Here is a 22,518-nt window from a genome sequence, read left to right as displayed (position 1 = left end):
CGCGCCCGTCACGCCTTCGTGGCCTGCCACGTCAAGGTGAGGTACGGCAGGCTGATGTCCTCTTCCATGGCGTGCCCCAGATGCTCGTGCAGGTACCAGTCCAGGTTGGCCAGGACCTTGCAGCGGGTGACTTCGCCGGCGCGCAGGTAGTAGCTGCGGGATTTCGTCAGTTCCATGATGTCCGCCGTGCTGAGGCTGTCTTCCCAATGCGTCACATGGCTTTCGAGGCCTTCAAACTCCGGCCCGACCACCGGGCAGAAGCCGGGCTTGTAGACGTCGCCCGCGTGCATGATGCGGGACAACCGGTGGACCCACGGAACGGACGTGTCCAGCTGGTTCCAGATCAGCCCCAGCGTTCCGCCGGGCCGCAGGATCCGCGCCAGTTCGATGCTGGCGGGCAGCGGATCGCACCAATGCCAGGCCTGCGCAACGCTGACGACGTCGAAGGAGGAGTCGGCGAGGCCGGTGGCCTCTGCAGTCCCTTGGGTCGCTGCGGCCGCCGGGTAGTGGGCCTGCAGCTGTTCAAGCATGTCCGGCGACGGGTCCACGGCGGAAACCGCCAAGCCGCGTTCAAGCAGCAGGGCGGTGAACTTGCCAGTCCCGGCGCCCACATCCACAGCGTCCCTGGCCCCGGCAGGGATCAGCCAGTCCGCTGATTCGGCAGGGTAACCAGGCCGTACACGCTGGTAATGTTCGCCGCCGTCCAGGAAACTCTGTCCGAGTTCCAGACGGCGTCCGTGCTCAAGCCTGGGGCCACCCCGTGCCACGTGCGGCCTCCTTCAACTGCGCCCATCGGTATCCTTCGAATTTACCGTATGGGCCGCAGCCGCCAGGTCGGGGCCGTCGCCTCTTTAGGTAGGCGCCAGTCAGCCGTCCAGCGTCAGTCAGTCGTCAAGGCACGGAGCCGCACCGGCGGTGCCCGGGGTGTTGGGAGCCCAGTGCGGGTAGGTGCGGGTGTCGTTGGCCGGAACCCAGCGACCTGCGTCCACCACGTAGTCCCACCCCAGGCCGGTCCGGCGCAGCTGTTCCAGGCCCGCAAGGAGCCGCTGGGCGTCCTCCAGCCGGGAGCCCACGCCGAAGCTGGCCCGCAGCGAGCCGGAGGGAAGGCCGAGGCGCTTCAGCAGCGGGTGTGCGCAGAAGCGGCCGTCCCGGAGGCCAACGCCGTGCTCGGCCGACAGGTAGGCGGCCACGAGCCCGGCGTCGTACCCTGCCACGGAGAAGTTCACCACGCCGATGGTGCCGGTTTCAGCCTCCGTGTCCGAGAAGATCTGGTGCACAGTGACGCCGTCGATCTTCCCAAGCCCGTCCACCAGGAATGACCTGATGGCCGACTCGTGGGCGTGCCAGCGGTCGTGGTCCAGGGACGCGATGACCTGGGTGGCGCGGGCCAGGGTGGCCGCACCTAGGACGTTGGGGGAGCCGCCCTCGTGCCGGGCCGGCCCCGTGGCCCAGCTGACGCCGTCGAGTTTTGCCTCGCGGACGGCGCCGCCGCCGGCCAGGTGGGGAGTTCCGGCGTCGAGCCAGTCGGTGCGGCCCACCAGGACCCCGGAGCCGAAGGGCGCATAGAGCTTGTGGCCGGAGAAGGCGAGGTAGTCAACGTCGTCGGCGCTGATACTGATGCGCCGGTGGGGTGCGAGCTGCGCGGCGTCCACCACGATCCGCGCGCCGTACTCATGGGCGAGGGCGGCCAGGGCCTTGACCGGGAGGATTTCGCCGGTGACGTTGGAAGCGCCCGTGACCGCGAGCAGGCTGACGTTGCCCTGCTCAAGTTCGGCACGGAGGACCTCGATGGTCCCCACGATGGTGTCCGCGGCGACGACGCTGCGGTGCGGGACGCCCTGCCAGGGCAAGAGGTTGGCGTGGTGCTCAATGTCCAGGTAGAGGACATCGCCATTGGGACACCCCTCCGTGGCCGGCAGGCAACCCGCCAGCAGGTTCAGCGAGTCGGTGGTGTTCCGGGTGAAGATGACGGAGTCGTCCGGGCGCCCGCCCACAAAGTCGCGCACGATGTTCCGGGCGTTCTCGTAAACGGAGGTGCTGATCTGCGACGCAAAGCCGGCGCCGCGGTGGACGCTGGCGTAGAACGGCAGGATCTCGTTGAGGTAGGCGGACACCACGGAGAGGGCGGGAGCGGATGCGCCGTAGTCCAGATTTGCGTAGCGGACATGGCCGCCCTGGATCAGCGGAGCCTGGATTTCCGCGCCGGTAACGGCGGAGAGGGGGCGGCCGGCGATGGCGGCAGCCGCGTTGAACAGCTCAGCGGCGATGGCGGGGGCAGTGTCGGGGGAGACGGTGGCAGTTGTCACGGAGACCTCACTCTAAAAGGACTCCCGGTACCAGGAATCCGCGCTTGCCGTATCCGTTCCGGACCGGCCTGGTCGTCACCCGGGGCACCCCACCGCGAATGGAGGGTTGCCGGCCAGCAAACCGGGGTTTAGCGCTGGCACTCGTGACCTGTTAAGAGCGTAGAACATGGGCAACGGCAGGAAAGAAGCCCGGGCCAATGTTAAGGGCTTTGTTACGCGCGTTTGAGTAGCGGACTATTTGTCGAAGATACGACGGCGGGCGCTCCCTTCAGGAGGCGCCCGCCGTCGATAATTCGATGGAAGTGCCTAAAGGAGATCGTCCAGATCCGGGTTCAGACGTTTGAGGACCTCTGAGTGCAGGATGGAGTTTGTGGCCAAGGCGTTGCCGCCGAACGGCCCGTCCTGGCCCTCGAGAGAGGTGAAGCGGCCGCCGGCTTCCACCACAATGGGCACCAGGGCGGCCATGTCGTACAGGTTCAGTTCCGGCTCGCAGGCGATGTCCACGGAACCTTCGGCCACCATGCAGTAGGACCAGAAATCGCCGTAGGCACGCGTGCGCCACACGTCCTCGGTCAGGCCCAGGAACTCATCCAGGTTGCCGCGTTCCTTCCAGCCGCCCAGGCTGGAATACGACAGGGAGGCGTCCGAAAGTTCGGAGACGTCCGAGACCCGGAGCCGCGTTGCGGCGGCTAGGGACTTCCCCATGTAGGCGCCGGAACCCTTGGCGGCCCACCAGCGCTTGCCCAGTGCCGGCGCGCTGACCACTCCCACCACGGGTTCGCCTTCGTCCACGAGGGCGATCAGGGTGGCCCAGACCGGGACGCCGCGGACAAAGTTTTTGGTGCCGTCGATGGGATCAATGATCCAGCGGCGGGAGCCGTGGCCGGAGCTGCCGAATTCCTCGCCCAGCACGGCGTCGCGGGGACGCGAACGGGAGAGCTGGCCGCGGATGGCTTCTTCCGCGGCCTTGTCCGCGTCCGTGACCGGCGTCAGGTCCGGCTTGGTTTCGATGTGGAGGTCCAGTGCCTTGAAGCGGCTCATGGTCTGGTCATCCACGGAGTCGGCCAGCACATGGGCAAGGCGCAGGTCATCGTTGTAGCTCGAAGCGGGTTGGATCATGGTTCCAAACTACCGTCTCAGGGCCGCGGGTTTGGGGACGTCGGCGTTCCGCCGCTAGCCGATGCTGCCCAGTTCCTTGGTTTCCTGGCCAACCAGCCGAGGATCCGTGCCCAGCAGCCGCCGCAGCGACGCCAGCCGGGCCGGGCCGGTGGGGCCCGCCTGGCCGGCGGACACCCAGGCATCCACTCCGCAGTTGACGGCCGCGGTGTTGTGTTTGCAGCCACGCTCGCAGGCATCCGTGCCCGGCTCCAGGTCCGGGAAGGACCGCAGGATCCGGTCCGGGTCCACGTGGGCCAGTCCGAACGAGCGGATGCCAGGGGTGTCGATGATCCAGCTTCCGGCGGGAGCTCCGGTCAGTTTCAAGGCAAGGGCCGACGACGACGTGTGGCGGCCGCGGCCGGTCACCGCGTTCACACCACCGGTAGCCCGTTCGGCCCCGGTGAGCGCATTGACCATGGTGGACTTGCCCACGCCGGAATGACCCAGCATCACCGAGACCTTGCCCTGGAGGTACGCGCGGAGCTGCGAAACTGCATCACTGTCCAAGCGAGCCGAGAGGCCGTCATCGGAGCGGGCATCGATACCCGAGGCCTCGGAGTCCGACGTGCGGCTGATGATCACGGGGAAGTCCAGGTGTTCATAATTGGACAACAGTTCTGCGGGATCCTTGACATCTGCCTTGGTGACGAGCAGCAGCGGCTCAATGCCGGCGTCGTAAGCGGCCACCAGGGCGCGGTCAATGAAGCCGGTGCGCGGCTCCGGGTTTGCGGCGGCCACCACCACCACAAGCTGATCGGCGTTGGCAACCACCGCACGCTCGATCGGATCAGTGTCATCGGCGCTGCGACGCAGCAGGGTCCTGCGGTCCTGGATCCGAACCAGGCGGGCCAGGGTGTCCGGCTCCCCGGACACATCGCCTACAAGGGACACGAAGTCACCGGCCACGACGGGGGAGCGGCGCAGTTCGCGGGCCCTCGCGGCGATGATGATCCGCTCGTCGCCCGAGTCCTCACCGACGACGGCTGTGTACCGGCCGCGGTCCACGGTGATAATGCGGCCCGTGACGGCGTCGTCGTGGCTGGGGCGGTCCTTCGTGCGCGGTCGGGAGCCCTTTTTGCTGGGCCGGATCCGGGCATCGGACTCGTCCCAGGAGTCAGTGCTGCGTGCCACCAGTAGGCCCTTCCGTGCCGTCATTGGCAGCCGCACCCTGGGCGAGCATGTCCGCCCACATCTGCTGGAATTGGGGCATGGTCTTGGCGGTGGTGGCGATGTCCTGGACCTCGATGCCCGGAACTGCGAGGCCGAGGATGGCACCGGCGGTAGCCATCCGGTGGTCCGCGTAGCTGTGGACGACGCCGGCATGCAGCTTTGCCGGGCGGATCACCAGGCCGTCGCTGGTCTCTTCCGCGTCGCCGCCGAGTCGGTTGATTTCGGTGACGAGCGCGGCCAACCGGTCCGTTTCGTGGCCGCGAAGGTGCGCGATGCCGGTCAGCCGTGAAGGTCCGCTGGCCAGGGCGCAGAGGGCCGCCACGGTAGGGGCGAGTTCGCTGGTTTCGTCAAAATCCGCACCCTTGATCTCTGGTCCGCCGGTGACGGTCAGGACGCCGTCAGCCAGGCTGACGTCCGCGCCCATGTCCGTCAGGATGCTGCGCCAGAGATCTCCCACCTGAGTGGTGCCGGTGGGCCATTCCGGGATGCGGACGGTGCCGCCGGAGGCCAATGCTGCGGCCAGGAACGGGCCGGCGTTTGAGAGGTCCTGCTCAATGCGCTGATCAAAGGCGCGGATAAGGCCCGGTGCCACCACCCAGTGGTTGGGCACGGAATCGTCCACTGATACACCGACGCCGCGGAGCACAGCAACGGTCATGTTGATGTGGTCCAGGCTCGGCACCGGTTTGCCAACGTGCTCCAGGTGGAGTCCGTCGGTAAACCTGGCGCCGACCAGCAGGAGGGCCGAGACGAACTGGGATGATGCACTGGCATCGATCACCAGGTGGCCGCCCCGGACTTCCCCGGTGCCTTCAACGGTGAACGGCAGCGATGAGGGGGTCCCGCCGTCGTCCGCGGTCAGGGCCACCCCGAGAGCTTTCAGGGCCTCGATGGTGGCGCCCATGGGGCGCTTCCGGGCGTGGGGGTCGCCGTCGAACACGCTCACGCCGTTGCGCAGCGCCGCTAGCGGCGGAACAAAGCGCATCACTGTTCCGGCGAGGCCGCAATCGATGTGCGTCGTCGACGACGGCGCCTCCTGGCTCAGGGGCGTGACCTTAAGGTCCGGCCCGAAGGCGCCGTCGCCGGGCACCTCCGTGATGGTGGCCCCCAGTTGGCGGAGGGCCTCGATCATCAGGGCGGAGTCCCGGGAATGCAGAGGGGCGCGGAGGCGGGATGGCCCGTCAGCCAGCGCGGCCAGGACCAGGAACCTGTTGGTCAGGGACTTTGAACCAGGCACCGTTACGGTGGCGTTGATCGGCCTGCTGGCGAAGGGGGCCGGCCAGTGCGGAACGGTGTCGGTGGAGATGTGTGAGTCCGTGGCTGCGGGCGGGGTGGAACCGGTCATCCGTCCTTAGGCCCCCGTTGCGTGATCCACGGCGCGGCGCACGGCCTTGTCCGCCTTGTGGAGCTTTAGGCCGGTGGTCTTCCGGGCACCCGCAGCAGTCTTCCGGGCGTCCGCAGCGAGGTGCTCGGCACGCCAGGCCAGGCCCGGCTTGCCAGCGGTGTCCACGGAGGCGAGCAGGGCGCCGCCGCTGAGGGAAATGTTCTTGAGCAGCTGGTTCCGGCGGGCCTCGCGGCCTTCCTTGGTGCTGATGTCCGCGCTGCGCCACTCCACAAAGGTGTTCAGGAGCGAAATGATGGTCAGCAGTGTTGCCGAGAGGCGGCTGAACTTGCCCAGGCCGAACAGTACGCCGGCACCCACCTGCGTTCCGCCGATCACCCGTGCCAGCATCTTCTCGTCGGCTTGGAACGGCAGCGACGCGGCCGCCTTCTGCAGGACCGGCGAGAGCTGGGTGGCGGTGTCATCGGCGTTCTTCAGTTTGTCCAGTCCGGCGACGACGAAACTGGAAGCCAGCATGGGGCGGGCGAGAGTACGGACAAAGGACATGAATTTCCTCCTGGCTGGACGAACCGCACCGAATGCGGCGGAGTCCGTTCTAGTCTTGCACTTTTGAGGAATATTTGCCTGCCGCCAGCGGTTATGGATTGCGGGTCCGCCGAACACCGGACGAATTGACCCATCACGGATTGCCGGGCAGGTCTTTGCCTGGAACACCATGGCCTGACACAGAGTGGAGTTGCCCTTGAGGTTACTAAAGGATGGGACGGAGCCCGCTGGACCCGTAGCACTGCAGACGCTGGAATCCGATCCTCCGGAGTACGGAACGCCGCGTGCCAAGGCCGTCACAGTAGACTTGAACGTAATGAGCACCCTGGATCCGGCCTTCGAGGCCATGTACGAGGCCTCCGAACGCGAAGCCAAAACAAGCAGCGAAGCCAATGCCAGCAGCAGCGATGCGCCCGCAGGGAGTGACGCGCGGCCTGAAGCGGACGTCCCTGTGCCCGCTGAGCAGCCCGTCGATGTGGCCACCGAATCAGCGGAAGAACGCCGGGTCCGTTTTGAGCGTGATGCCATGCAGTACGTGGATCAGCTGTACTCCGCTGCCATGCGCATGGCCAGGAACCCCGCCGATGCGGAAGATCTGGTCCAGGAGGCCTACACGAAGGCGTTCTCAGCGTTCCACCAGTACAAGCCCGGTACCAACCTCAAGGCATGGCTGTACCGGATCCTGACCAACACGTACATCAACCTCTACCGGAAGCGGCAGCGCGAACCGCTGCAGTCGAACTCGGACACCATCGAGGACTGGCAGCTGGCCAGGGCGGAGTCGCACACGTCCCGCGGCCTGCGCTCGGCCGAGGCTGAGGCGCTGGACCACTTGCCGGACTCGGACGTCAAGCGGGCGCTCCAGGCGATCCCCGAGGAGTTCCGGCTGGCCGTGTACTTCGCCGACGTCGAGGGGTTCGCGTACAAGGAAATCTCGGACATCATGAACACGCCCATCGGGACAGTGATGTCCCGGCTTCACCGCGGCCGGAAAATGTTGCGGGACATGCTGGCGGACTATGCCGCCGAACGAGGATTCAAAGGCGCCGTCGAATCACAGGACACGGCCGCGAGCACAAAACAGGAGAACAGGAAATGAGCGACTGCCAGGGATTGGGCGACTGCGATGACGCCCGGATGCAACGCATCTACGAATACCTCGACGGGGCTTTGACCCGCGAGGACATCACGGAAATCAAGCATCACCTTGATGAGTGCCCTGAGTGCACCGAGGAGTACGACCTTGAGTGCGTGATCCGCACCATGGTGAAGCGCTCGTGCACCGAGGCTGCTCCGGAAAACCTGAAGAACGCCATCTTGGACCGGATCCACTCCATCCGCCCGGTAGACGCCTGACACAAGCGGTACCGGTCTGCAGGGACACGTGACCGCGTGGATGCCTGACTGCGGGGATGCCAGTCAGCAGTACTGCAGGCGCACGAAGCCGCGCAAAGACGAAGGACCCCGGAAGCCGTATGGCTTCCGGGGTCCTTCGCTTAAACCGTTTTCCAAGCTTTAGCTTAGGCGTTGGGGCGCTTCCCGTGGTTCGCGCCGCCACGCTTACGGTCACGACGTTTACGTGCACGCTTGCTCATAGCTGGCCTCCTTAAATGTTGGTACTCAAAAGAGCTGCCCTCAAGTCTCCCACACCATGGGACACGCCGCGAAACCGAAACGGGCTGTGACCGGGGGCAACACCGACCGGCGGCGCAGTCCGGCGGCTTGCTCTGCCCCGCGGCTCAGCCGGGCAGTGAGTTGCGGATGGAGATACGTGCCTGGTCCAGGACGGTCCGGACGGTTTCCAGCGTGACGGCGCTGAGCGGCTGCCGCGTGGCCTGCAGTCGAAGTTCCACACGCAGATCGTCCCGGAACGCCTGCAGCAGCATCTCCGCTTCCTTCAGCTCCCGGATCCCCTCCGAAGACTGGCGGCCGACTTTCCTGAAATCGGCGGCCCGCGCCGTGGAACGGGCCGTCTCTGCCGTGGCCGCCAGGTCTGCCCGCAACCCGCGCAGGTTGGCGCGGATATCCGCCCGCAGGTTGTCCGCCAGGCGGCGGACGGAGGCGGAAATGTCGTTCTCGACGCCGGCGAGTTCCTCCCGGCGCTTGTTGAGTTCGGCAAGCCCCGCGGCTGTGATGCGGTAATTGGTGCGGCGGCCTTCTGATTCGGTGGCGACCAGCCCCTCTTCTTCCAGTTTCCCCAGCCGCGGATAGATGGTTCCCGCGCTGGGGGAGTAGGTGCCGCCGAACCGTTCGCTGAGGGCCTTGATCAGTTCATAGCCGTGTTTGGGCCCCGGCTCCAGCAGTGCGAGCAGGTACAGCCGGAGCGCACCGTGGGCGAACACAGGAGGCATCAGCGTCCCGTTTCCGGGCTTCTTGCGTCGTCGTTGCGGGCCGGCTGGCCATGGAAGATGGACGTGTTGCCGGACACCGAGTTGGTCCGGACCAGCATCAGCTGGCCGTCCGGTCCGGCAATGGTTTCCACCTTGCCGCCGGGCTGCGAGTACTGCTGGTCATCAATCACCACAACACCGCTGGCGGACTTCGCCACGATGTCCACCCCGACGTCGTGGGGCAGCCTGATGGTGAGGTCGCCGGAAACTGAATTGGCACCGAAGTCGTGCGTAAAGCCGAGCAGGTCAAAACTCATGTCACCGCTGACCGTGTGGGCCCGGATGTTGCTGAATCGGCCGGATGCGGTGACCTCGCCTGAGACACTCTTGGCGGTCAGGACGCCGTCGTGGTTTCGCGCGATGACCTCGCCGCTGACGGTGTTGACGTGAAGTTCCCCGGACGTTCCGTCTGCCATCACCGAACCCGAGACGGTATTGAGCCGGGTGTGCCCGCTGATTCCGGAGACGAGGCCATCGCCGCTGACCGTGCCGGCCTCCACCTCCACGCCGGCCGGCAGAGCAATGCTGATGACCGCTGAGTTGTTGCTGTTGTGATTGACCGAGCCCATCAGGTTCTTGAACCAGCCCTGGGGTCCGTGCAATTGATGGCGGACCTCGAGCCTGCCGTCCGTTAGCGTCACCGACACGGGATCGCCCTGGACCTCGTTGATCTCCACGCGGGCAACGGCGTCGGAGTGGGTCACGACGTCGAACCTGCCGCGGACCATGCCCAGCTTCAGCGACCTGACGTGGTCAACATCGATGGTTTGCGGACCTGTGACGGTCCAGCTGTCCTCTGTCATGAATCCTCCAAAACCGCGATATATCGTGACTGATACCCCAAGGTATATCGGACCGCTGAACCCGTCAAGATATATCGCGACTGGAGGGTTGGGGAAGCCTATTCGGGGGCGTCCATGCCCAGCCACTGGAACCAGCCACGGTGGAGGACCAGCCAGGCCATCAGGCCATAGCCCGCCTGCCCGGGCGTGCCGGTGTTGGCCGCAAGGTCCTGGCGCCACTGTTCGTGGTTCAGTAGCGGGGAGAACGTGTCCACGTAGAGGTGCTTGCGCCTGGTGGTGACGTCAGCGAAAGCGATGTTGAGATCCGCGAGCCGGCGGTTCTGCACCGGGTCCAGCGTGGGCGGCGGGCCCACCACAAACACCTCGATCCGGTTCTGCGTGGCGGTATCCAGGATGTTGGCCAGGTTCAGGCGGCTCCGGGCGGTGGAAAGGCCGAACTCGATGTCCCGGCCAGAGAGGCCGATCACCAGGCGGTTCTCGTGCCGGTCGCCGAACCGCCGCCCGGCCTCCTCCTGCCAGCGGGCAGCCAGCCCTTCCGTTCCTTCCTGGGGACAGGGGAGGGCATACGCTTCCATGACCATGCCGTCCTGCGGAGTACGGGCCAACACGCGGCCCAGCCAGCCGAGGGCCCTGGGATCTCCCAGCCCGGCCAGCAGTTCATCTCCAACAGCTGCGATCCGCAGCTTCCTGTCTTCCACAAGTCCCTCTTTACGTCCGTGCCGATTCAGGCCAATCGGCGTGGCTATGATCCATCTTCATTAAACAGAACTGCCCGGCCGGAGTCTGGATTTCGACGTCCGGCCGGGCAGCCACTGGGACTACTTCCGTGCAAATGCCTGCTTCAGGAGTGAATCCTGCTCAGCTGCGTGCCGCTTCATGGAGCCGGCCGCCGTGGAGGCAGATGCGGGACGCGACACCAGGCGGACGCGCCGGTCCAGCGCCTCCGGGAGGTTCAGGCCCATAAACGGCCACGGTCCCTGGTTGGCGGGCTCGTCCTGTGCCCAGACAACCTCGGCGTTCGGGTACTTGGCCAATTCCGCTGCGATTTCTTCGTGCGGCAGCGGGTAGAGCTGCTCCACGCGGACGATCGCGGTGGTCTTGTCGTCGGTCTTCTGCCGGGTGGACAGGAGATCGTAGTACAGGCGGCCGGAGACCAGCAGTACGCGTTCGACGGCGTCTCCCGCCAGCTGCTCGTGGTCGCCGATGACGGGGCGGAAGGCGCCGGTGGTGAAGTCCTCGACGGACGATGCGGCTGCCTTGAGGCGCAGCAGCTGCTTCGGCGTGAAGATGATCAGCGGCTTGCGCGGCCGGCTGTAGGCCTGGCGGCGCAGCAGGTGGAAGTGGGATGCCGCCGTGGTGGGGTTGGCGACGATCATGTTCTCTTCGGCGCACATCAGCAGGAAGCGTTCGATCCGGGCCGAGGAGTGGTCCGGGCCCTGGCCTTCGTAGCCGTGTGGCAGCATCAGGACCAGGGAGGAGCGCTGGCCCCACTTCTGTTCGGCCGAGGAGATGAACTCATCGATGATGGTCTGCGCGCCGTTGACGAAGTCACCGAACTGCGCTTCCCACAGCACTAGGGCGTCCGGGCGTTCCACAGAGTAGCCGTACTCGAAGCCCATGGCTGCGTATTCGGACAGCAGCGAGTCATAGATCCACAGCTTGGCCTGGTTGTCCGAGAGGTGGCCCAGAGGCAGCCACTCGTTGCCGTTGGCGCGGTCGTGGAACACTGCGTGGCGCTGTACAAACGTGCCGCGGCGCGAATCCTGGCCGGCGAGCCGGACGGGAACGCCTTCCATGATCAGCGAGCCAAAGGCTGCGATCTCGCCAAAGCCCCAGTCGATGCCGCCTTCGCGGGACATCTGCTCGCGCTTTTCGAGGAGCTGCTTAAGCTTGGCATGGACGGTGAAGCCCTCGGGGATCTGGACGTGGGCCTTGCCGATGTGCGCCAGGGTCTCCGGCGAAATGGCAGTGGACGCCGGGGCGTTGGTGCCGGAGTCAGCCTGTTGGGCGATGGGACGCTCAATGTCGGAGACGGCGGCGGAGTCCGCGGTGATGATCGGGATGGGCGAGGTCTGGGCCGCGTGAGTCTCGGCGAAGACCCGTTCCAGCCGTTCCTGGTAGTCGCGGAGCAGCTGCTCGGCTTCTTCCTCGGTGATGTCGCCACGGCCGATCAGCGCCTCGGTATACAGCTTGCGGACGGAGCGCTTGGCTTCGATCAGGTTGTACATCATGGGCTGGGTCATCGAGGGGTCGTCACCCTCGTTGTGGCCACGGCGGCGGTAGCACACCATGTCGATCACAACGTCCTTGTGGAACCGCTGACGGAACTCGTAGGCGAGCTGGGCGATGCGCACCACTGCCTCGGGATCGTCACCGTTCACGTGGAACACCGGCGCCTGGATCATCTTGGCGACGTCCGTGGAGTACGTGGACGAGCGCGACGACGACGGCGCAGTGGTGAATCCCACCTGGTTGTTGACCACCACGTGGATGGTGCCGCCGGTCCGGTAGCCGCGGAGTTGGGACAGGTTCAGCGTCTCGGCAACCACACCCTGGCCTGCGAACGCAGCATCGCCGTGGACCATGAGAGGCAGGACCGGGAAGGCCTCGCCCTGGTCCAGTCGGTCCTGCTTGGCGCGGACGATGCCTTCGAGCACCGAGTCGACAGCCTCGAGGTGAGACGGGTTCGCGGCGAGGTAGACCTTGGTCTCGTTGCCGTTTTCCGAGGTGAACGTGCCTTCGGTACCGAGGTGGTACTTCACGTCGCCGGAGCCCTGCACGGAGCGGGGATCCTGGGTGCCTTCGAATTCGCGGAACACCTGGGCGTAGGTCTTGCCGGCGATGTTGGTGAGGACGTTCAGGCGGCCACGGTGGGCCATGCCGATCGCAACCTCGTCCAGTCCGTCGTCAGCGGCATCGGAAATGATGGCGTCGAGCAGCGGAATCAGGGATTCGCCGCCTTCCAGGGAGAAACGCTTCTGGCCGACGAACTTGGTCTGCAGGAAGGTTTCAAACGCTTCGGCCGCGTTGAGCCGGGACACGATGCGCAGCTGCTCTTCGCGGCTCGGCTTCGAGTAGGGGTGCTCCAGCTGGTCCTGGAACCACTTGCGTTCCTCGGGCTCCTGGATGTGCATGTACTCGATGCCTGTGGTGCGGCAGTAGGCGTCACGGAGGACACCGAGGATGTCGCGGAACTTGAGCATGGGCGCGCCGCCGAAACCGCCGGTGGGCCACTCGCGGTCCAGGTCCCACAGGGTGAGCCCATAGGTGAGGACGTCAAGGTCCGGGTGCTTCCGCTGGACGTACTCCAGGGGATCGGTGTCTGCCATCAGGTGGCCGCGGACACGGTAGGAGTGGATCAGCTGCTGGATCCGGGCAACCTTGTTGATCTGGTCGGCAGGGTCCACCTGCAGGTCCGGGCTCCAGCGCACGGGCTCGTACGGAATGCGCAGCGACTCGAAGATTTCGTCGTAGAAGTTCTGGGCACCGAGCAGCAGCTGGTGCACAAGCTTCAGGAACTCGCCGCTGCCGGCTCCCTGGATGACGCGGTGGTCATAGGTGGACGTCAGCGTGAGGACCTTGCTGATGGCGTTCTGCGCGATGATCTTTTCGCTGGCACCCTGGAACTCGGCCGGGTAGTCCAGCGCGCCGACGCCGATGATGGCAGCCTGCCCCTTGGACAGACGCGGCACGGAGTGAACGGTGCCGATGCCGCCGGGGTTGGTCAGGGACACCGTGGTGCCGGAGTGGTCATCAGCGGTCAGCTTGCCGCTGCGGGCACGCTTGATCAGGTCTTCATAGGTGTGCCAGAACTCGGAGAAGTTAAGGGTCTCCGCTTTCTTGATGTTGGGCACCATAAGCAGGCGGGTGCCGTCCGGCTTGGGCATGTCAATGGCGATGCCGAAGTTGACGTGGGCCGGCTGGACCGCACTGGGCTTGCCGTCGATTTCGTCGTAGTAAACGTTCATCGACGGGAACTGGGCGAGTGCGCGGATCACGGCGTAGCCGATGAGGTGCGTGAAGGAAATCTTGCCGCCGCGAGCACGGGCCAGGTTGGAGTTGATGACCACGCGGTTGTCGATCAGCAGTTTGGCTGGAATAGCCCGGACGCTGGTGGCCGTGGGGATCTCAAGGCTGGTGACCATGTTGGTGGCGATGGCCTTGGCCGGGCCGCGAAGAACGGAGACCACGTCCTCTTCCGGAGCCGTGGGTGCCTTGACGTTTTTGGGAAGCTGGGCGGGAATCGGCTGGGCCGCGCTTCCGGGCTCGGTCTTCTTTGCGCCATCGCGGGCGACCGTAGCGGGAGCTTTCTTTGCCGCTGCGGGGGCGGCGGCCGGCGCTGCGGGCGGTGTGGCCGGCGACGTTGCCGGTGCAGCAGTTGCAGAAGCCGGAGGTGCCGGCGGTACAGCTGGCATTTCGCGGGTTGCTGGGTGGGCCACGGCTACCGCCGTGCTTCCGTTGGAAGAAGAACCGCTGCCTGCATCGAAGGACTCGAACAGGGGCCACCATTTGGTATCCACCGTGTTCTTGTCTTTCTGATACTGCTCGTACAGTTCGTCAACGAGCCACTCATTTCCGCCAAATTCCTCTGGTAGACGGTGGCTAGGCTGCTCTGGCACTTGAAATACGCCTCTTCCATGAGTTTGATTTCTCTCTGGCCGCCACGGTGCCGCAGCACAACATTCGAACCAGTCTCTGCGTCCTGAACCCGGACCGATGCCAGTCTAATGAGCATTCTGTGTTAACCGCCAATAACGGTGACCCAAATCATGGCAATGACGCGGAGATCTCGGATTGTGGCGTCCGAAAGCTCCGTGCACGGGTGTGCCAGGACCTCCGGGCGGCCATCCGGAAGGCGCAATCCGCTCCTGTAGACTGAAATTCTTATGGACAGTAAATCTAGGTGCCGGCCTGGGGGCTGTCAGCGGAGCATCAAGTACAGCACCGCGCAGTCCACCCGCAGAGCCGGCAAACCCCGAACACGTGCCCATCACTCTCCGTCAGTCCACCCCGACGGAGCCCCTATGGAACCAGCATCGGCTTCCGCCGATCATCCTCCGCCGGGCAGTTGCCCCCGGATATACCCTCATTCCCGGTCCCAGTCCCGGACTGCGTATTTCAGGACTCTGTCCATTCGGGCGGGATGCTGAATGGAGTGGTTGCTCCTCGCGGCGGGCCTCCTGCTGATCGCCGGCACCGGCTTTTTCGTCGCCGTCGAATTTTCCCTGATTGCCCTTGACCAGGCCACGGTCCAACGTGCCATCGATAGCGGTGACACCGGTGCCGTCCCGCTGCTCAAGTGCCTGAAATCCCTCTCAACCCAGCTCTCCAGCTGTCAGCTCGGCATCACCCTCACCACCCTTCTGACCGGTTACGTGATGGAACCGTCGGTAGGGCGCCTCCTCGAGGGCCCGTTGGCCGCGGTCGGAATTCCCGAAGTGGCGGCGGCGTCCGTTTCCCTGGTCATAGCCATGGTGCTGGCTACGCTGCTGTCCATGCTGCTTGGCGAACTGGTGCCCAAGAACATGGCCATTGCGCTGTCATTCCAGGTGGGCAAGGCGCTGGCGCGGCCGCAGTTGGTCTTTACTGCCATCTTCAAGCCCGCCATCGTGGTGCTCAACGGCTTTTCCAACAAGGTACTGAACGTCTTTGGCCTGGAGGCCAAGGAAGAGATTTCCGGTGCCCGGACGCCGGCCGAGCTTGCCTCCCTGGTGCGGCGCTCCGCCGCCATGGGAACGCTCGACGCCGGGACGGCCAACTTTGTGGCGCGCACACTGAACTTCTCGGCCCGGACGGCCGCCGACGTTATGACGCCCCGGATCCGGATGGAAACCATCGACGCCGACCAGCCTGTCTCGGACATCCTGGACGCAGCCCGGCGCACCGGGTACTCCCGCTTCCCCGTCATCGGGGAGTCCTCCGACGACATCAAGGGGCTGGTCCACGTCAAGAAGGCCATTGCCGTGCCGTGGGACCGGCGGGCCAACCTGGAGGCCGGAGCCATCATGACCGATGTCCTCCGCGTGCCGGAGACCATCCACCTGGATGCCCTCCTGGCCGAGCTGCGCGAGGGAAACCTCCAACTTGCGATAGTCCTGGATGAATACGGCGGAACCGCCGGCATCGCCACCCTTGAGGACCTGGTGGAGGAAATCGTCGGCGAAGTGTCCGACGAGCACGACAAGGTACGCCCGGGACTGCTCCAGAGCGCCTCCGGGGACTGGTACTTCCCCGGGCTGCTGCGCCCCGACGAGCTTTCCGAACAGATCCCGGGGCTGACTGTTCCGGACGAAGCCGCCTACGAAACCGTGGGCGGGTACGTCATGAGCGAACTGGGCCGGATCGCCACAGTGGGGGACGCCGTTGAGGTAGGCGGCGGCACCCTGAGCGTGACCAGGATGGACGGCCGAAGGATCGAGCGGATCTCCTTCCATCCGGCGGCGCCTGAAGCAGCGCCCGCTCCGGAAAACGGGAGCGAACGATGAGTGACTGGGCTGGAATTGCCTGGCTGGTTGTCCTCCTGATGGGTAACGCGTTTTTTGTCGGCGCCGAGTTCGCCGTGATGTCTGCCAGGCGCAGCCAGATCGAACCCCTCGCCGAGGCCGGTTCCAAACGGGCGCAGACCACATTGCGCGCCATGGAGAACGTGTCATTGATGCTGGCCTGTGCGCAGTTGGGCATCACCGTGTGCTCGCTGCTGATCCTGCAGGTAGCCGAACCGGCCATCCACCACCTGATGGCGGCTCCCCTGGAAGCTGTTGGGCTGCCGGTGGAGGTTGCCGACGTCGCAGCCTTCGCCTTTGCCCTGATGGTGGTGACCTTCCTCCACGTGACGTTCGGCGAGATGGTGCCGAAGAACATCTCGGTATCGGTGGCGGACAAGGCTGCCTTGCTGCTGGCGCCGCCGCTGATGTTTGTTGCGAAGCTGGTCAACCCGGCCATCGTCGCGCTTAACTGGTCCGCCAACCACATCCTCAAACTCCTGCGGATTGAGCCCAAGGACGAGGTGAACTCCTCCTTCACGCTCGAAGAAGTCCAGTCGATCGTGCAGGAATCCACCCGCCACGGGCTGGTGGATGATGACGCAGGCCTGATCACTGGCGCCCTGGAATTCTCCGAGTATACGGCTTCGAACATCATGGTTCCGCTGGACGATCTGGTCATGCTGAAGGCGGCCACCACACCCGTGGAGTTTGAAAAGGCGGTCAGCAGGACCGGGTTCTCGAGGTTCCCGATGCTGGACGATGACGGCATGCTGTCCGGATACCTCCACGTAAAGGATGTGCTGTCCATTCCCGAGTCGGACTACCAGCACCCCATCGCCGAGAGCAGGATCCGCTCGCTCGCCAACCTCGCGCTGGACGACGAAGTTGAAACGGCCATGTCCGTCATGCAGCGCACAGGCTCACACCTGGCCCGCGTGATCGGCGCGGACGGGCAGACCCACGGCGTCCTGTTCCTGGAAGACGTGATCGAGCAGTTGGTGGGAGAGATCCGGGACGCCACCCAGGCCACCGGCATCAGGAGGCTGGGCCAGCCGAACGGAGACTAGGCAGGACTATCCTAAATAGGAATCATTCACATTTAGGGGTAAGCTTTTTGGAGACGCAAAAGTCCATACCTGTACTGAACTGAGGTTTCCGTGCGCCACCCCGCCGCCATCCGAACGTCCCTCGCAGCCCTCGCGGGGGTGAGCCTGCTGCTCACTGCCTGCGGTTCCGGAGGCAGTGCGCCGTCGGCGACGTCCGGCACGGACTCATCCGCCGGCGTCGTCGACGTAGTGGCGTCCACCAACGTGTATGGGGACATCGCCGCGATCATCGGCGGGGACAAAGTCAACGTCACCTCCATCATCACCAAGACCAGCCAGGACCCGCATTCATACGAAGCCACCTCGCAGGACCGGTTGCTGGTGTCCAAAGCGGAACTGGTGATCGAGAACGGCGGCGGCTACGACGCCTTCCTCCACAAGATGGCCGATGACAGCAACATCCCGCACAGCAATATCGTCACTGCCGTCGAGGTGGCTGGCCTGGCTCCGGAGGAAGCCCACACTGATTCGTCGTCGTCGTCGTCGGCGAGCGAGTCAGCTGACGGTCACGCGCACGAGCACGGTGAGTTTAACGAACACGCCTGGTACAGCCTGGATGCCATGGGCAAGCTCGCCGATTCGCTGGCGGCCAAACTGGGCGAACTCGAGCCGGACTCGGCGGCCCTGTTCGCCTCCAATGCCGCAACGTTCAAAGCCGGGGTGGACGGCTTGGCCGGCAAACTCGTCGCACTAAAGGCCAACGGAGCAGGCGCAGCCGTGGCTGTGACCGAACCCGTCCCGCTGTACCTGCTCGAGGCGGCAGGGCTGGAGAACAGGACTCCGGCCGACTACACAGCCGCGATCGAGGAAGGCTCGGACGTGCCGCCAGCCGTGCTGAAGGCCGCTACGGACCTGGCCGGATCCGAGGACATCAGATTCCTCGCCTACAACGCGCAGACAGAGGGACCCCAGACGCAGGCGCTGAAAAAGGCCGCCGAATCAGCCGGCGTTCCCGTCATTGACTTCAGCGAAACCCTGCCCGAAGGCAAGACGTACCTGCAGTGGATGACGGACAATGTTGACAACGTCAGCAAAGTTTTGGAGAAAAATAGTTGAAACCGGTGGTCAGCCTCCGCGGTGCGTCCCTGCAGTTCGGCAAACGCTTGCTCTGGGAGGATCTAGACCTGGATATCAGGCCCGGTGAATTCTTCGCCGTCCTGGGTCCCAATGGCAGCGGAAAGACCAGTTTCCTCAAGGTTCTCCTAGGCCTTCAGGACCTGCAGTCCGGCCGGGCCACTTTGGGCGACCGTCCCGTGGAGCGGGGCAGCAATCTGATCGGCTACATTCCGCAGCAGAAATCCTTCGCTCCGGACACCCCCATGCGTGCCCGGGACCTGGTGGGGCTCGGCGTGGACGGCCACCGCTGGGGGCTCCGGCTGGGCATGTCCCGGGCAAACCGCAGGATCGATGAGCTTCTGGACCTGGTGGGCGCCACTGACTACGCCAAAGTCCCGGTGGGCCAGCTCTCCGGCGGCGAGCAGCAGCGCCTCCGGGTGGCCCAGGCGCTGGCCACGGACCCCAAGGTCCTCCTCTGCGACGAACCGCTGCTGTCCTTGGACCTGCATCACCAGCAGGCCGTCAGCGCGCTGATCAACAAGCAGTGCCACGCACAGAACAGCGCGGTGGTTTTTGTCACCCACGAAATCAACCCCGTTATCGATTACGTTGACCGGGTGCTGTATCTGGCCGGCGGGCGGTTCCGGGTAGGGACCCCGGAAGAGGTCATGACCACTGAGGTCCTGTCCGAGCTTTATGGCAGCCACGTGGAAGTTATCCACGCGAACGGGCGCATTGTCGTCGTCGGCCTGCCCGACGCAACCACGCACCACCATGCCGATGTCCACGCAACCGCGGGGGAGGTGGTCTGATGGATGCGGACAGCATCATCGGAGCGATCTTCAGCTTCGAGAACTACGGCGAGTTGCTGGTGCTGGTCCAGAACTCGATCTGGGCCGGGGCCGTGTTGGGCCTGCTCGGCGGGCTGGTGGGCACATTCGTGATGAAACGGGACCTGGCTTTCGCCGTCCACGGCATCTCCGAACTCTCTTTCGCCGGGGCGGCGTTTGCGCTCCTGATCGGCGCGGACATTGTGTTCGGCTCGCTGATCGGCTCGGTGGCGGCGGCGCTGCTCCTGGGTCTGATGGGGGTCCGGGCCCGGGACAAAAACTCCATCATCGGGGTGATCATGCCGTTCGGACTGGGGCTCGGCATCCTGTTCCTGTCGCTGTACGAGGGCCGTGCCGCCAACAAATTCGGTCTGCTCACCGGGCAGATCGTCTCCGTGGACACCGTCCAGCTTCAGGTCCTCGCCGGAGCCGCCGTGCTGGTGATTGCGGCCCTGGCGGCCATCTGGCGCCCGCTGAACTTTGCCAGCGTTGATCCCGAACTGGCCGAAGCCCGCGGGGTGCCCGTCCGGACGCTCGCGCTGATCTTTATGGTCCTGCTGGGAGTCAGCGTAGCGCTGTCGATCCAGGTGGTGGGGGCGCTCCTGGTGCTCGCATTGCTGATAACCCCGGCAGCGGCCGCACTCCGCGTGACGTCCGCTCCCGTGGCGGTGGTGGCGCTCAGCGTTGTTTTCGCCGTCACGGCCACGGTGGGCGGAATCCTGCTGGCCCTGGGCGGGCGGATCCCCATCAGCCCCTATGTCACCACGCTGTCATTCCTGATCTACGTGGTGTGCCGCATCGTCGGCGGTGTCCGGGCCAAGAAGGGCATCAACGGCCGGCTGCTGCACGCCCGCTGACACGGTCAACGGGATGCACTAGGTTGCGGCGGCGCAGGCCGTCAGAGCTTGCCGGCGGCCCTGAGGGCTGTGCAGTCCGGGCACAGGCCGAAGATCTCCACGGTGTGGGCCACCTCGGTGTAGCCATGTTCGGTGGCGATCCGGGCGGCCCAGGTTTCCACCGCCGGGGCCTCGACTTCCACGGCCTTCCCGCAGTTGCGGCACAGCAGATGGTGGTGGTGCCCGGTAACGGCGCAGCGCCGGTATACGGCTTCGCCCTCGCCGTTGCGCAACACGTCCACGAGGCCGTCGTCGGCGAGGGACTGCAGGATCCGGTACGCCGTCGCCAAGGATACTGAGACGCCCTTGTTCTGCAGGATGCGGTAGAGCTCCTGCGTGCTGACGAAGTCATCCAGCTCGTCCAGTGCAGCGCTGACGGCCACGCGCTGTTTGGTGACGCGCTGCTCCTTGCCGGGCACACTTCCGGTGCCTGCGCCGGATGCAGCGTTCGACGGCGTCGCGTCAGCTTTGGTGCCGAACGGCATGAAGGTACTCGCTTCCCTGAGGGACGGTGGCAATCATCCAGATTACCAGCCGGGAGCGCGCCGCCAGGCGTGCCTTGGACAGGCTTGGGGCCGGACCCTAGGCTGGCGCTATGAAGCTGACAAAATACACCCATGCGTGCGTCCGGCTTGAGCAGGACGGCCGGGTGCTGGTGCTGGATCCGGGAACATTCTCCGAAACGGAGGAAGCGCTTGACGGGGCGCAGGTCGTGCTCATCACCCACGAGCACGGCGACCATGTGGATGTGCCGGCCATGGTCAACGCGCTGCGCGGTTCGGACGGCCTGGCGGTGTTCGCGCCGGCCGGCGTGGCCGCCCACCTGCGGGAGGAGGCACCGCAGGCGGCTGGCCGGATCCACACGGTTGAACCCGGCTCAACTTTTGACGCGGCCGGCTTCAACGTCCGCAGCTTCGGCGGACAGCATGCACTGATCCACCCGCAGGTTCCCATCGTCGCCAACATCGGCTACCTGGTGGACGGCAACGTGTACCACCCGGGGGACTCGTTCATCGTCCCGGACGGCCTCAGCGTGCAGACGCTGCTGGTTCCGATCCACGCGCCGTGGAGCAAGGTCAGTGAGGTGGTGGATTTTGTCATCGCCGTCCGGGCCCCGCGTGCGTTCCAGATCCATGACGGGCTGCTGAACGAAACGGGCCTGAAGGTCGCAGAATCCCATGTGGCTCGGCTGGGCCGGAAATACGGCACCGAGTACACCCGCCTTGCCCCGCGGGAATCGGTGGAGGTCTGATCAGCTACGCGTTCCAGACGCCGGTCTCGAAAAACCGGCGGATGACTTCCTCATGCGGCTCGGGGTCCAGGCCTTGGCCTGACAGCCACGCCGGATTGTAGTAGTTGCCCGCATAGCGGTCCCCGCTGTCGCACATCAACGACACAATGCTGCCGCGCTGGCCCGCCGCGACCATTTCCGCCACGAGTTGCCAGACACCCCACAGGTTCGTGCCGGTGGACGGTCCGGCGTGCAGGTCGGCGACGGTGTGCAGGTGCCGCATGGCTGCGACGGAGGCGGCATCGGGAACCTGGATCATGTGGTCGATGACGGCGGGCACAAAGCTCGGTTCCATCCGCGGGCGGCCGATGCCTTCGATCCGTGACGGCAGGCCGGTGCTGGTCCCACCCGCACCGTTCACCCAGCCGGGGTAGAACGCGGAATTCTCCGGGTCTACCACCGCAAGGCGCGTTTCGTGGCCGCGGTAGCGCAGGTAGCGGCCAATGGTCGCGCTGGTGCCACCGGTCCCCGCTCCCACCACGATCCAGCGGGGAACGGGGTGTTCCTCCAGCGCCAGCTGCTCGAAGATGGACTCCGCGATGTTGTTGTTGCCGCGCCAGTCCGTGGCACGCTCCGCGTAGGTGAACTGGTCCATGTAGTGCCCGTTGGACGTGACAGCGACTTCCGCCGCCGCGGCGTAAACCTCTGAGGCATGGTCAACCAACAGGCACGAGCCGCCGAACTGTTCGATCAGCGCGATCTTCTCCGGGCTCGTCGTGCGGGTCATGACCGCTACGAACGGCAGCCCCAGGAGCTGCGCGAAATATGCCTCCGAGACCGCGGTGCTGCCGCTGGAAGCCTCCACGATGGTGGTACTTTCGCGGATCCAGCCGTTGACCAGGCCAAAGAGGAAAAGCGAGCGGGCCAGCCGGTGCTTGAGGCTCCCCGAACGGTGCGTGGATTCGTCCTTGAGGTAAAGCTGGACGCCCCAGTGCTGGGGGAGAGGTACCGAGTAGAGATGGGTATCGGCGGACCGATTGTTTTCTGCGTTGACTTTTCTGATGGCCTCGTCAGCCCAGGCCCGGTCCGCGCTCGCATTCTTCACGGGCCCAGCCTACCGGCTGCCCTCCCAGCCATGCGCTCTGCCGCAGCTAGAGTTGGATCAGCGACTGCACACCTCAAAAGCACAATTGCCAAGG

The 22,518-nt window shown here is 65.3% G+C and carries 21 protein-coding genes and 1 riboswitch; of the genes, 8 read left to right on the top strand and 13 right to left on the bottom strand.

Annotated elements, in window-relative coordinates:
* Window positions 1-8: 8 nt before the first annotated feature.
* The 6 genes from ACZYZ4_RS05910 to ACZYZ4_RS05885 all read right to left on the bottom strand — a co-directional run bounded on the left by ACZYZ4_RS05910 (window position 9) and on the right by ACZYZ4_RS05885 (window position 6,522).
* On the bottom strand, window positions 9-767 hold the full coding sequence (locus ACZYZ4_RS05910; protein ID WP_463859030.1) for a class I SAM-dependent methyltransferase: 759 nt from the start codon (window positions 765-767) through the stop codon (window positions 9-11).
* Between the two features lie 117 nt (window positions 768-884).
* Window positions 885-2,306, bottom strand: coding sequence for an aminotransferase class V-fold PLP-dependent enzyme (locus ACZYZ4_RS05905; protein ID WP_463859028.1), 1,422 nt, complete (start codon window positions 2,304-2,306; stop codon window positions 885-887).
* Window positions 2,307-2,341: 35 nt separating this feature from the next.
* Window positions 2,342-2,455, bottom strand: a riboswitch (SAM riboswitch).
* Window positions 2,456-2,612: 157 nt separating this feature from the next.
* Window positions 2,613-3,425, bottom strand: coding sequence for a histidinol-phosphatase (hisN, locus tag ACZYZ4_RS05900; protein ID WP_463859026.1), 813 nt, complete (start codon window positions 3,423-3,425; stop codon window positions 2,613-2,615).
* A 54-nt stretch (window positions 3,426-3,479) separates the two neighbouring features.
* Window positions 3,480-4,595: a ribosome small subunit-dependent GTPase A gene (gene rsgA / locus ACZYZ4_RS05895; protein WP_463859024.1), complete on the bottom strand. Its 1,116-nt coding sequence runs from the start codon at window positions 4,593-4,595 to the stop codon at window positions 3,480-3,482.
* Window positions 4,579-5,979, bottom strand: a complete 1,401-nt coding sequence (gene aroA / locus ACZYZ4_RS05890; protein WP_463859022.1) for a 3-phosphoshikimate 1-carboxyvinyltransferase — start codon at window positions 5,977-5,979, stop codon at window positions 4,579-4,581. The genes rsgA and aroA overlap by 17 nt, the downstream gene beginning before the upstream one ends.
* A gap of 6 nt (window positions 5,980-5,985) precedes the next feature.
* Window positions 5,986-6,522, bottom strand: a complete 537-nt coding sequence (locus ACZYZ4_RS05885) for a DoxX family protein (RefSeq protein ID WP_463859020.1) — start codon at window positions 6,520-6,522, stop codon at window positions 5,986-5,988.
* Between the two features lie 316 nt (window positions 6,523-6,838).
* Here ACZYZ4_RS05885 and ACZYZ4_RS05880 point away from each other — a divergent pair, with 316 nt between their 5' ends.
* Both ACZYZ4_RS05880 and rsrA read left to right on the top strand, forming a co-directional pair.
* A complete protein-coding gene (locus tag ACZYZ4_RS05880) occupies window positions 6,839-7,621 on the top strand; it encodes a sigma-70 family RNA polymerase sigma factor (protein WP_463859018.1) in 783 nt (260 codons plus the stop codon).
* Window positions 7,618-7,878, top strand: a complete 261-nt coding sequence (gene rsrA, locus ACZYZ4_RS05875; RefSeq protein WP_463859016.1) for a mycothiol system anti-sigma-R factor — start codon at window positions 7,618-7,620, stop codon at window positions 7,876-7,878. The genes ACZYZ4_RS05880 and rsrA overlap by 4 nt, the downstream gene beginning before the upstream one ends.
* A 164-nt stretch (window positions 7,879-8,042) precedes the next feature.
* On the opposite strand, the gene ACZYZ4_RS05870 is transcribed toward rsrA, so the two are convergent.
* From ACZYZ4_RS05870 to ACZYZ4_RS05850, 5 genes are all read right to left on the bottom strand, one after another.
* Window positions 8,043-8,117: a 50S ribosomal protein bL37 gene (locus ACZYZ4_RS05870; protein ID WP_104061284.1), complete on the bottom strand. Its 75-nt coding sequence runs from the start codon at window positions 8,115-8,117 to the stop codon at window positions 8,043-8,045.
* Between the two features lie 144 nt (window positions 8,118-8,261).
* Window positions 8,262-8,873, bottom strand: coding sequence for a PadR family transcriptional regulator (locus tag ACZYZ4_RS05865; RefSeq protein WP_463859015.1), 612 nt, complete (start codon window positions 8,871-8,873; stop codon window positions 8,262-8,264).
* The gene (locus ACZYZ4_RS05860) at window positions 8,873-9,715 is read right to left on the bottom strand and encodes a DUF4097 family beta strand repeat-containing protein (RefSeq protein WP_463859013.1); all 843 of its coding nucleotides are present in this window, start codon (window positions 9,713-9,715) and stop codon (window positions 8,873-8,875) included. Before ACZYZ4_RS05860 ends, ACZYZ4_RS05865 begins: the two co-directional genes overlap by 1 nt.
* A gap of 98 nt (window positions 9,716-9,813) precedes the next feature.
* The gene (locus tag ACZYZ4_RS05855) at window positions 9,814-10,413 is read right to left on the bottom strand and encodes a GDSL-type esterase/lipase family protein (RefSeq protein ID WP_463859011.1); all 600 of its coding nucleotides are present in this window, start codon (window positions 10,411-10,413) and stop codon (window positions 9,814-9,816) included.
* Between the two features lie 120 nt (window positions 10,414-10,533).
* Entirely contained in the window at window positions 10,534-14,334 is a 3,801-nt protein-coding gene (locus tag ACZYZ4_RS05850) for a multifunctional oxoglutarate decarboxylase/oxoglutarate dehydrogenase thiamine pyrophosphate-binding subunit/dihydrolipoyllysine-residue succinyltransferase subunit (RefSeq protein ID WP_463859009.1), read from the bottom strand.
* 531 nt (window positions 14,335-14,865) lie between these two features.
* On the opposite strand from ACZYZ4_RS05850, the gene ACZYZ4_RS05845 reads away from it, so the two are divergent.
* The 5 genes from ACZYZ4_RS05845 (at window position 14,866) to ACZYZ4_RS05825 (ending at window position 20,049) form a co-directional block, all read left to right on the top strand.
* Window positions 14,866-16,200, top strand: a complete 1,335-nt coding sequence (locus tag ACZYZ4_RS05845) for a hemolysin family protein (RefSeq protein WP_463859007.1) — start codon at window positions 14,866-14,868, stop codon at window positions 16,198-16,200.
* The gene (locus tag ACZYZ4_RS05840; protein WP_463859005.1) at window positions 16,197-17,267 is read left to right on the top strand and encodes a hemolysin family protein; all 1,071 of its coding nucleotides are present in this window, start codon (window positions 16,197-16,199) and stop codon (window positions 17,265-17,267) included. The genes ACZYZ4_RS05845 and ACZYZ4_RS05840 overlap by 4 nt, the downstream gene beginning before the upstream one ends.
* A gap of 90 nt (window positions 17,268-17,357) precedes the next feature.
* Window positions 17,358-18,362 carry a metal ABC transporter solute-binding protein, Zn/Mn family gene (locus tag ACZYZ4_RS05835; protein WP_463859003.1) on the top strand — a complete coding sequence of 335 codons (1,005 nt, stop codon included), beginning with the start codon at window positions 17,358-17,360 and terminating at the stop codon, window positions 18,360-18,362.
* The gene (locus tag ACZYZ4_RS05830) at window positions 18,359-19,174 is read left to right on the top strand and encodes a metal ABC transporter ATP-binding protein (RefSeq protein WP_463859001.1); all 816 of its coding nucleotides are present in this window, start codon (window positions 18,359-18,361) and stop codon (window positions 19,172-19,174) included. The genes ACZYZ4_RS05835 and ACZYZ4_RS05830 overlap by 4 nt, the downstream gene beginning before the upstream one ends.
* Window positions 19,174-20,049: a metal ABC transporter permease gene (locus ACZYZ4_RS05825; RefSeq protein ID WP_463859000.1), complete on the top strand. Its 876-nt coding sequence runs from the start codon at window positions 19,174-19,176 to the stop codon at window positions 20,047-20,049. Before ACZYZ4_RS05830 ends, ACZYZ4_RS05825 begins: the two co-directional genes overlap by 1 nt.
* A 41-nt stretch (window positions 20,050-20,090) precedes the next feature.
* Here the strand turns inward: ACZYZ4_RS05825 and ACZYZ4_RS05820 are convergent, their stop codons facing one another.
* Complete coding sequence (locus ACZYZ4_RS05820; RefSeq protein WP_463859099.1) at window positions 20,091-20,573, bottom strand: Fur family transcriptional regulator; 483 nt, start codon at window positions 20,571-20,573, stop codon at window positions 20,091-20,093.
* Between the two features lie 110 nt (window positions 20,574-20,683).
* Between ACZYZ4_RS05820 and ACZYZ4_RS05815 the strand changes: the two genes are divergently transcribed.
* Window positions 20,684-21,340 (top strand): MBL fold metallo-hydrolase, encoded by a 657-nt coding sequence (locus ACZYZ4_RS05815; protein ID WP_463858998.1) that lies wholly within the window; start codon window positions 20,684-20,686, stop codon window positions 21,338-21,340.
* Window positions 21,341-21,344: 4 nt separating this feature from the next.
* Here ACZYZ4_RS05815 and ACZYZ4_RS05810 read toward each other — a convergent pair whose 3' ends face one another.
* Entirely contained in the window at window positions 21,345-22,424 is a 1,080-nt protein-coding gene (locus tag ACZYZ4_RS05810) for a PLP-dependent cysteine synthase family protein (protein ID WP_463858996.1), read from the bottom strand.
* Window positions 22,425-22,518 lie beyond the last annotated feature (94 nt).

It is taken from the genome of Pseudarthrobacter adonitolis, from assembly GCF_055412845.1.
The sequence above is the reverse complement of the archived record's forward strand: the minus strand, read 5'-3'. Positions and strand labels throughout refer to the sequence as shown.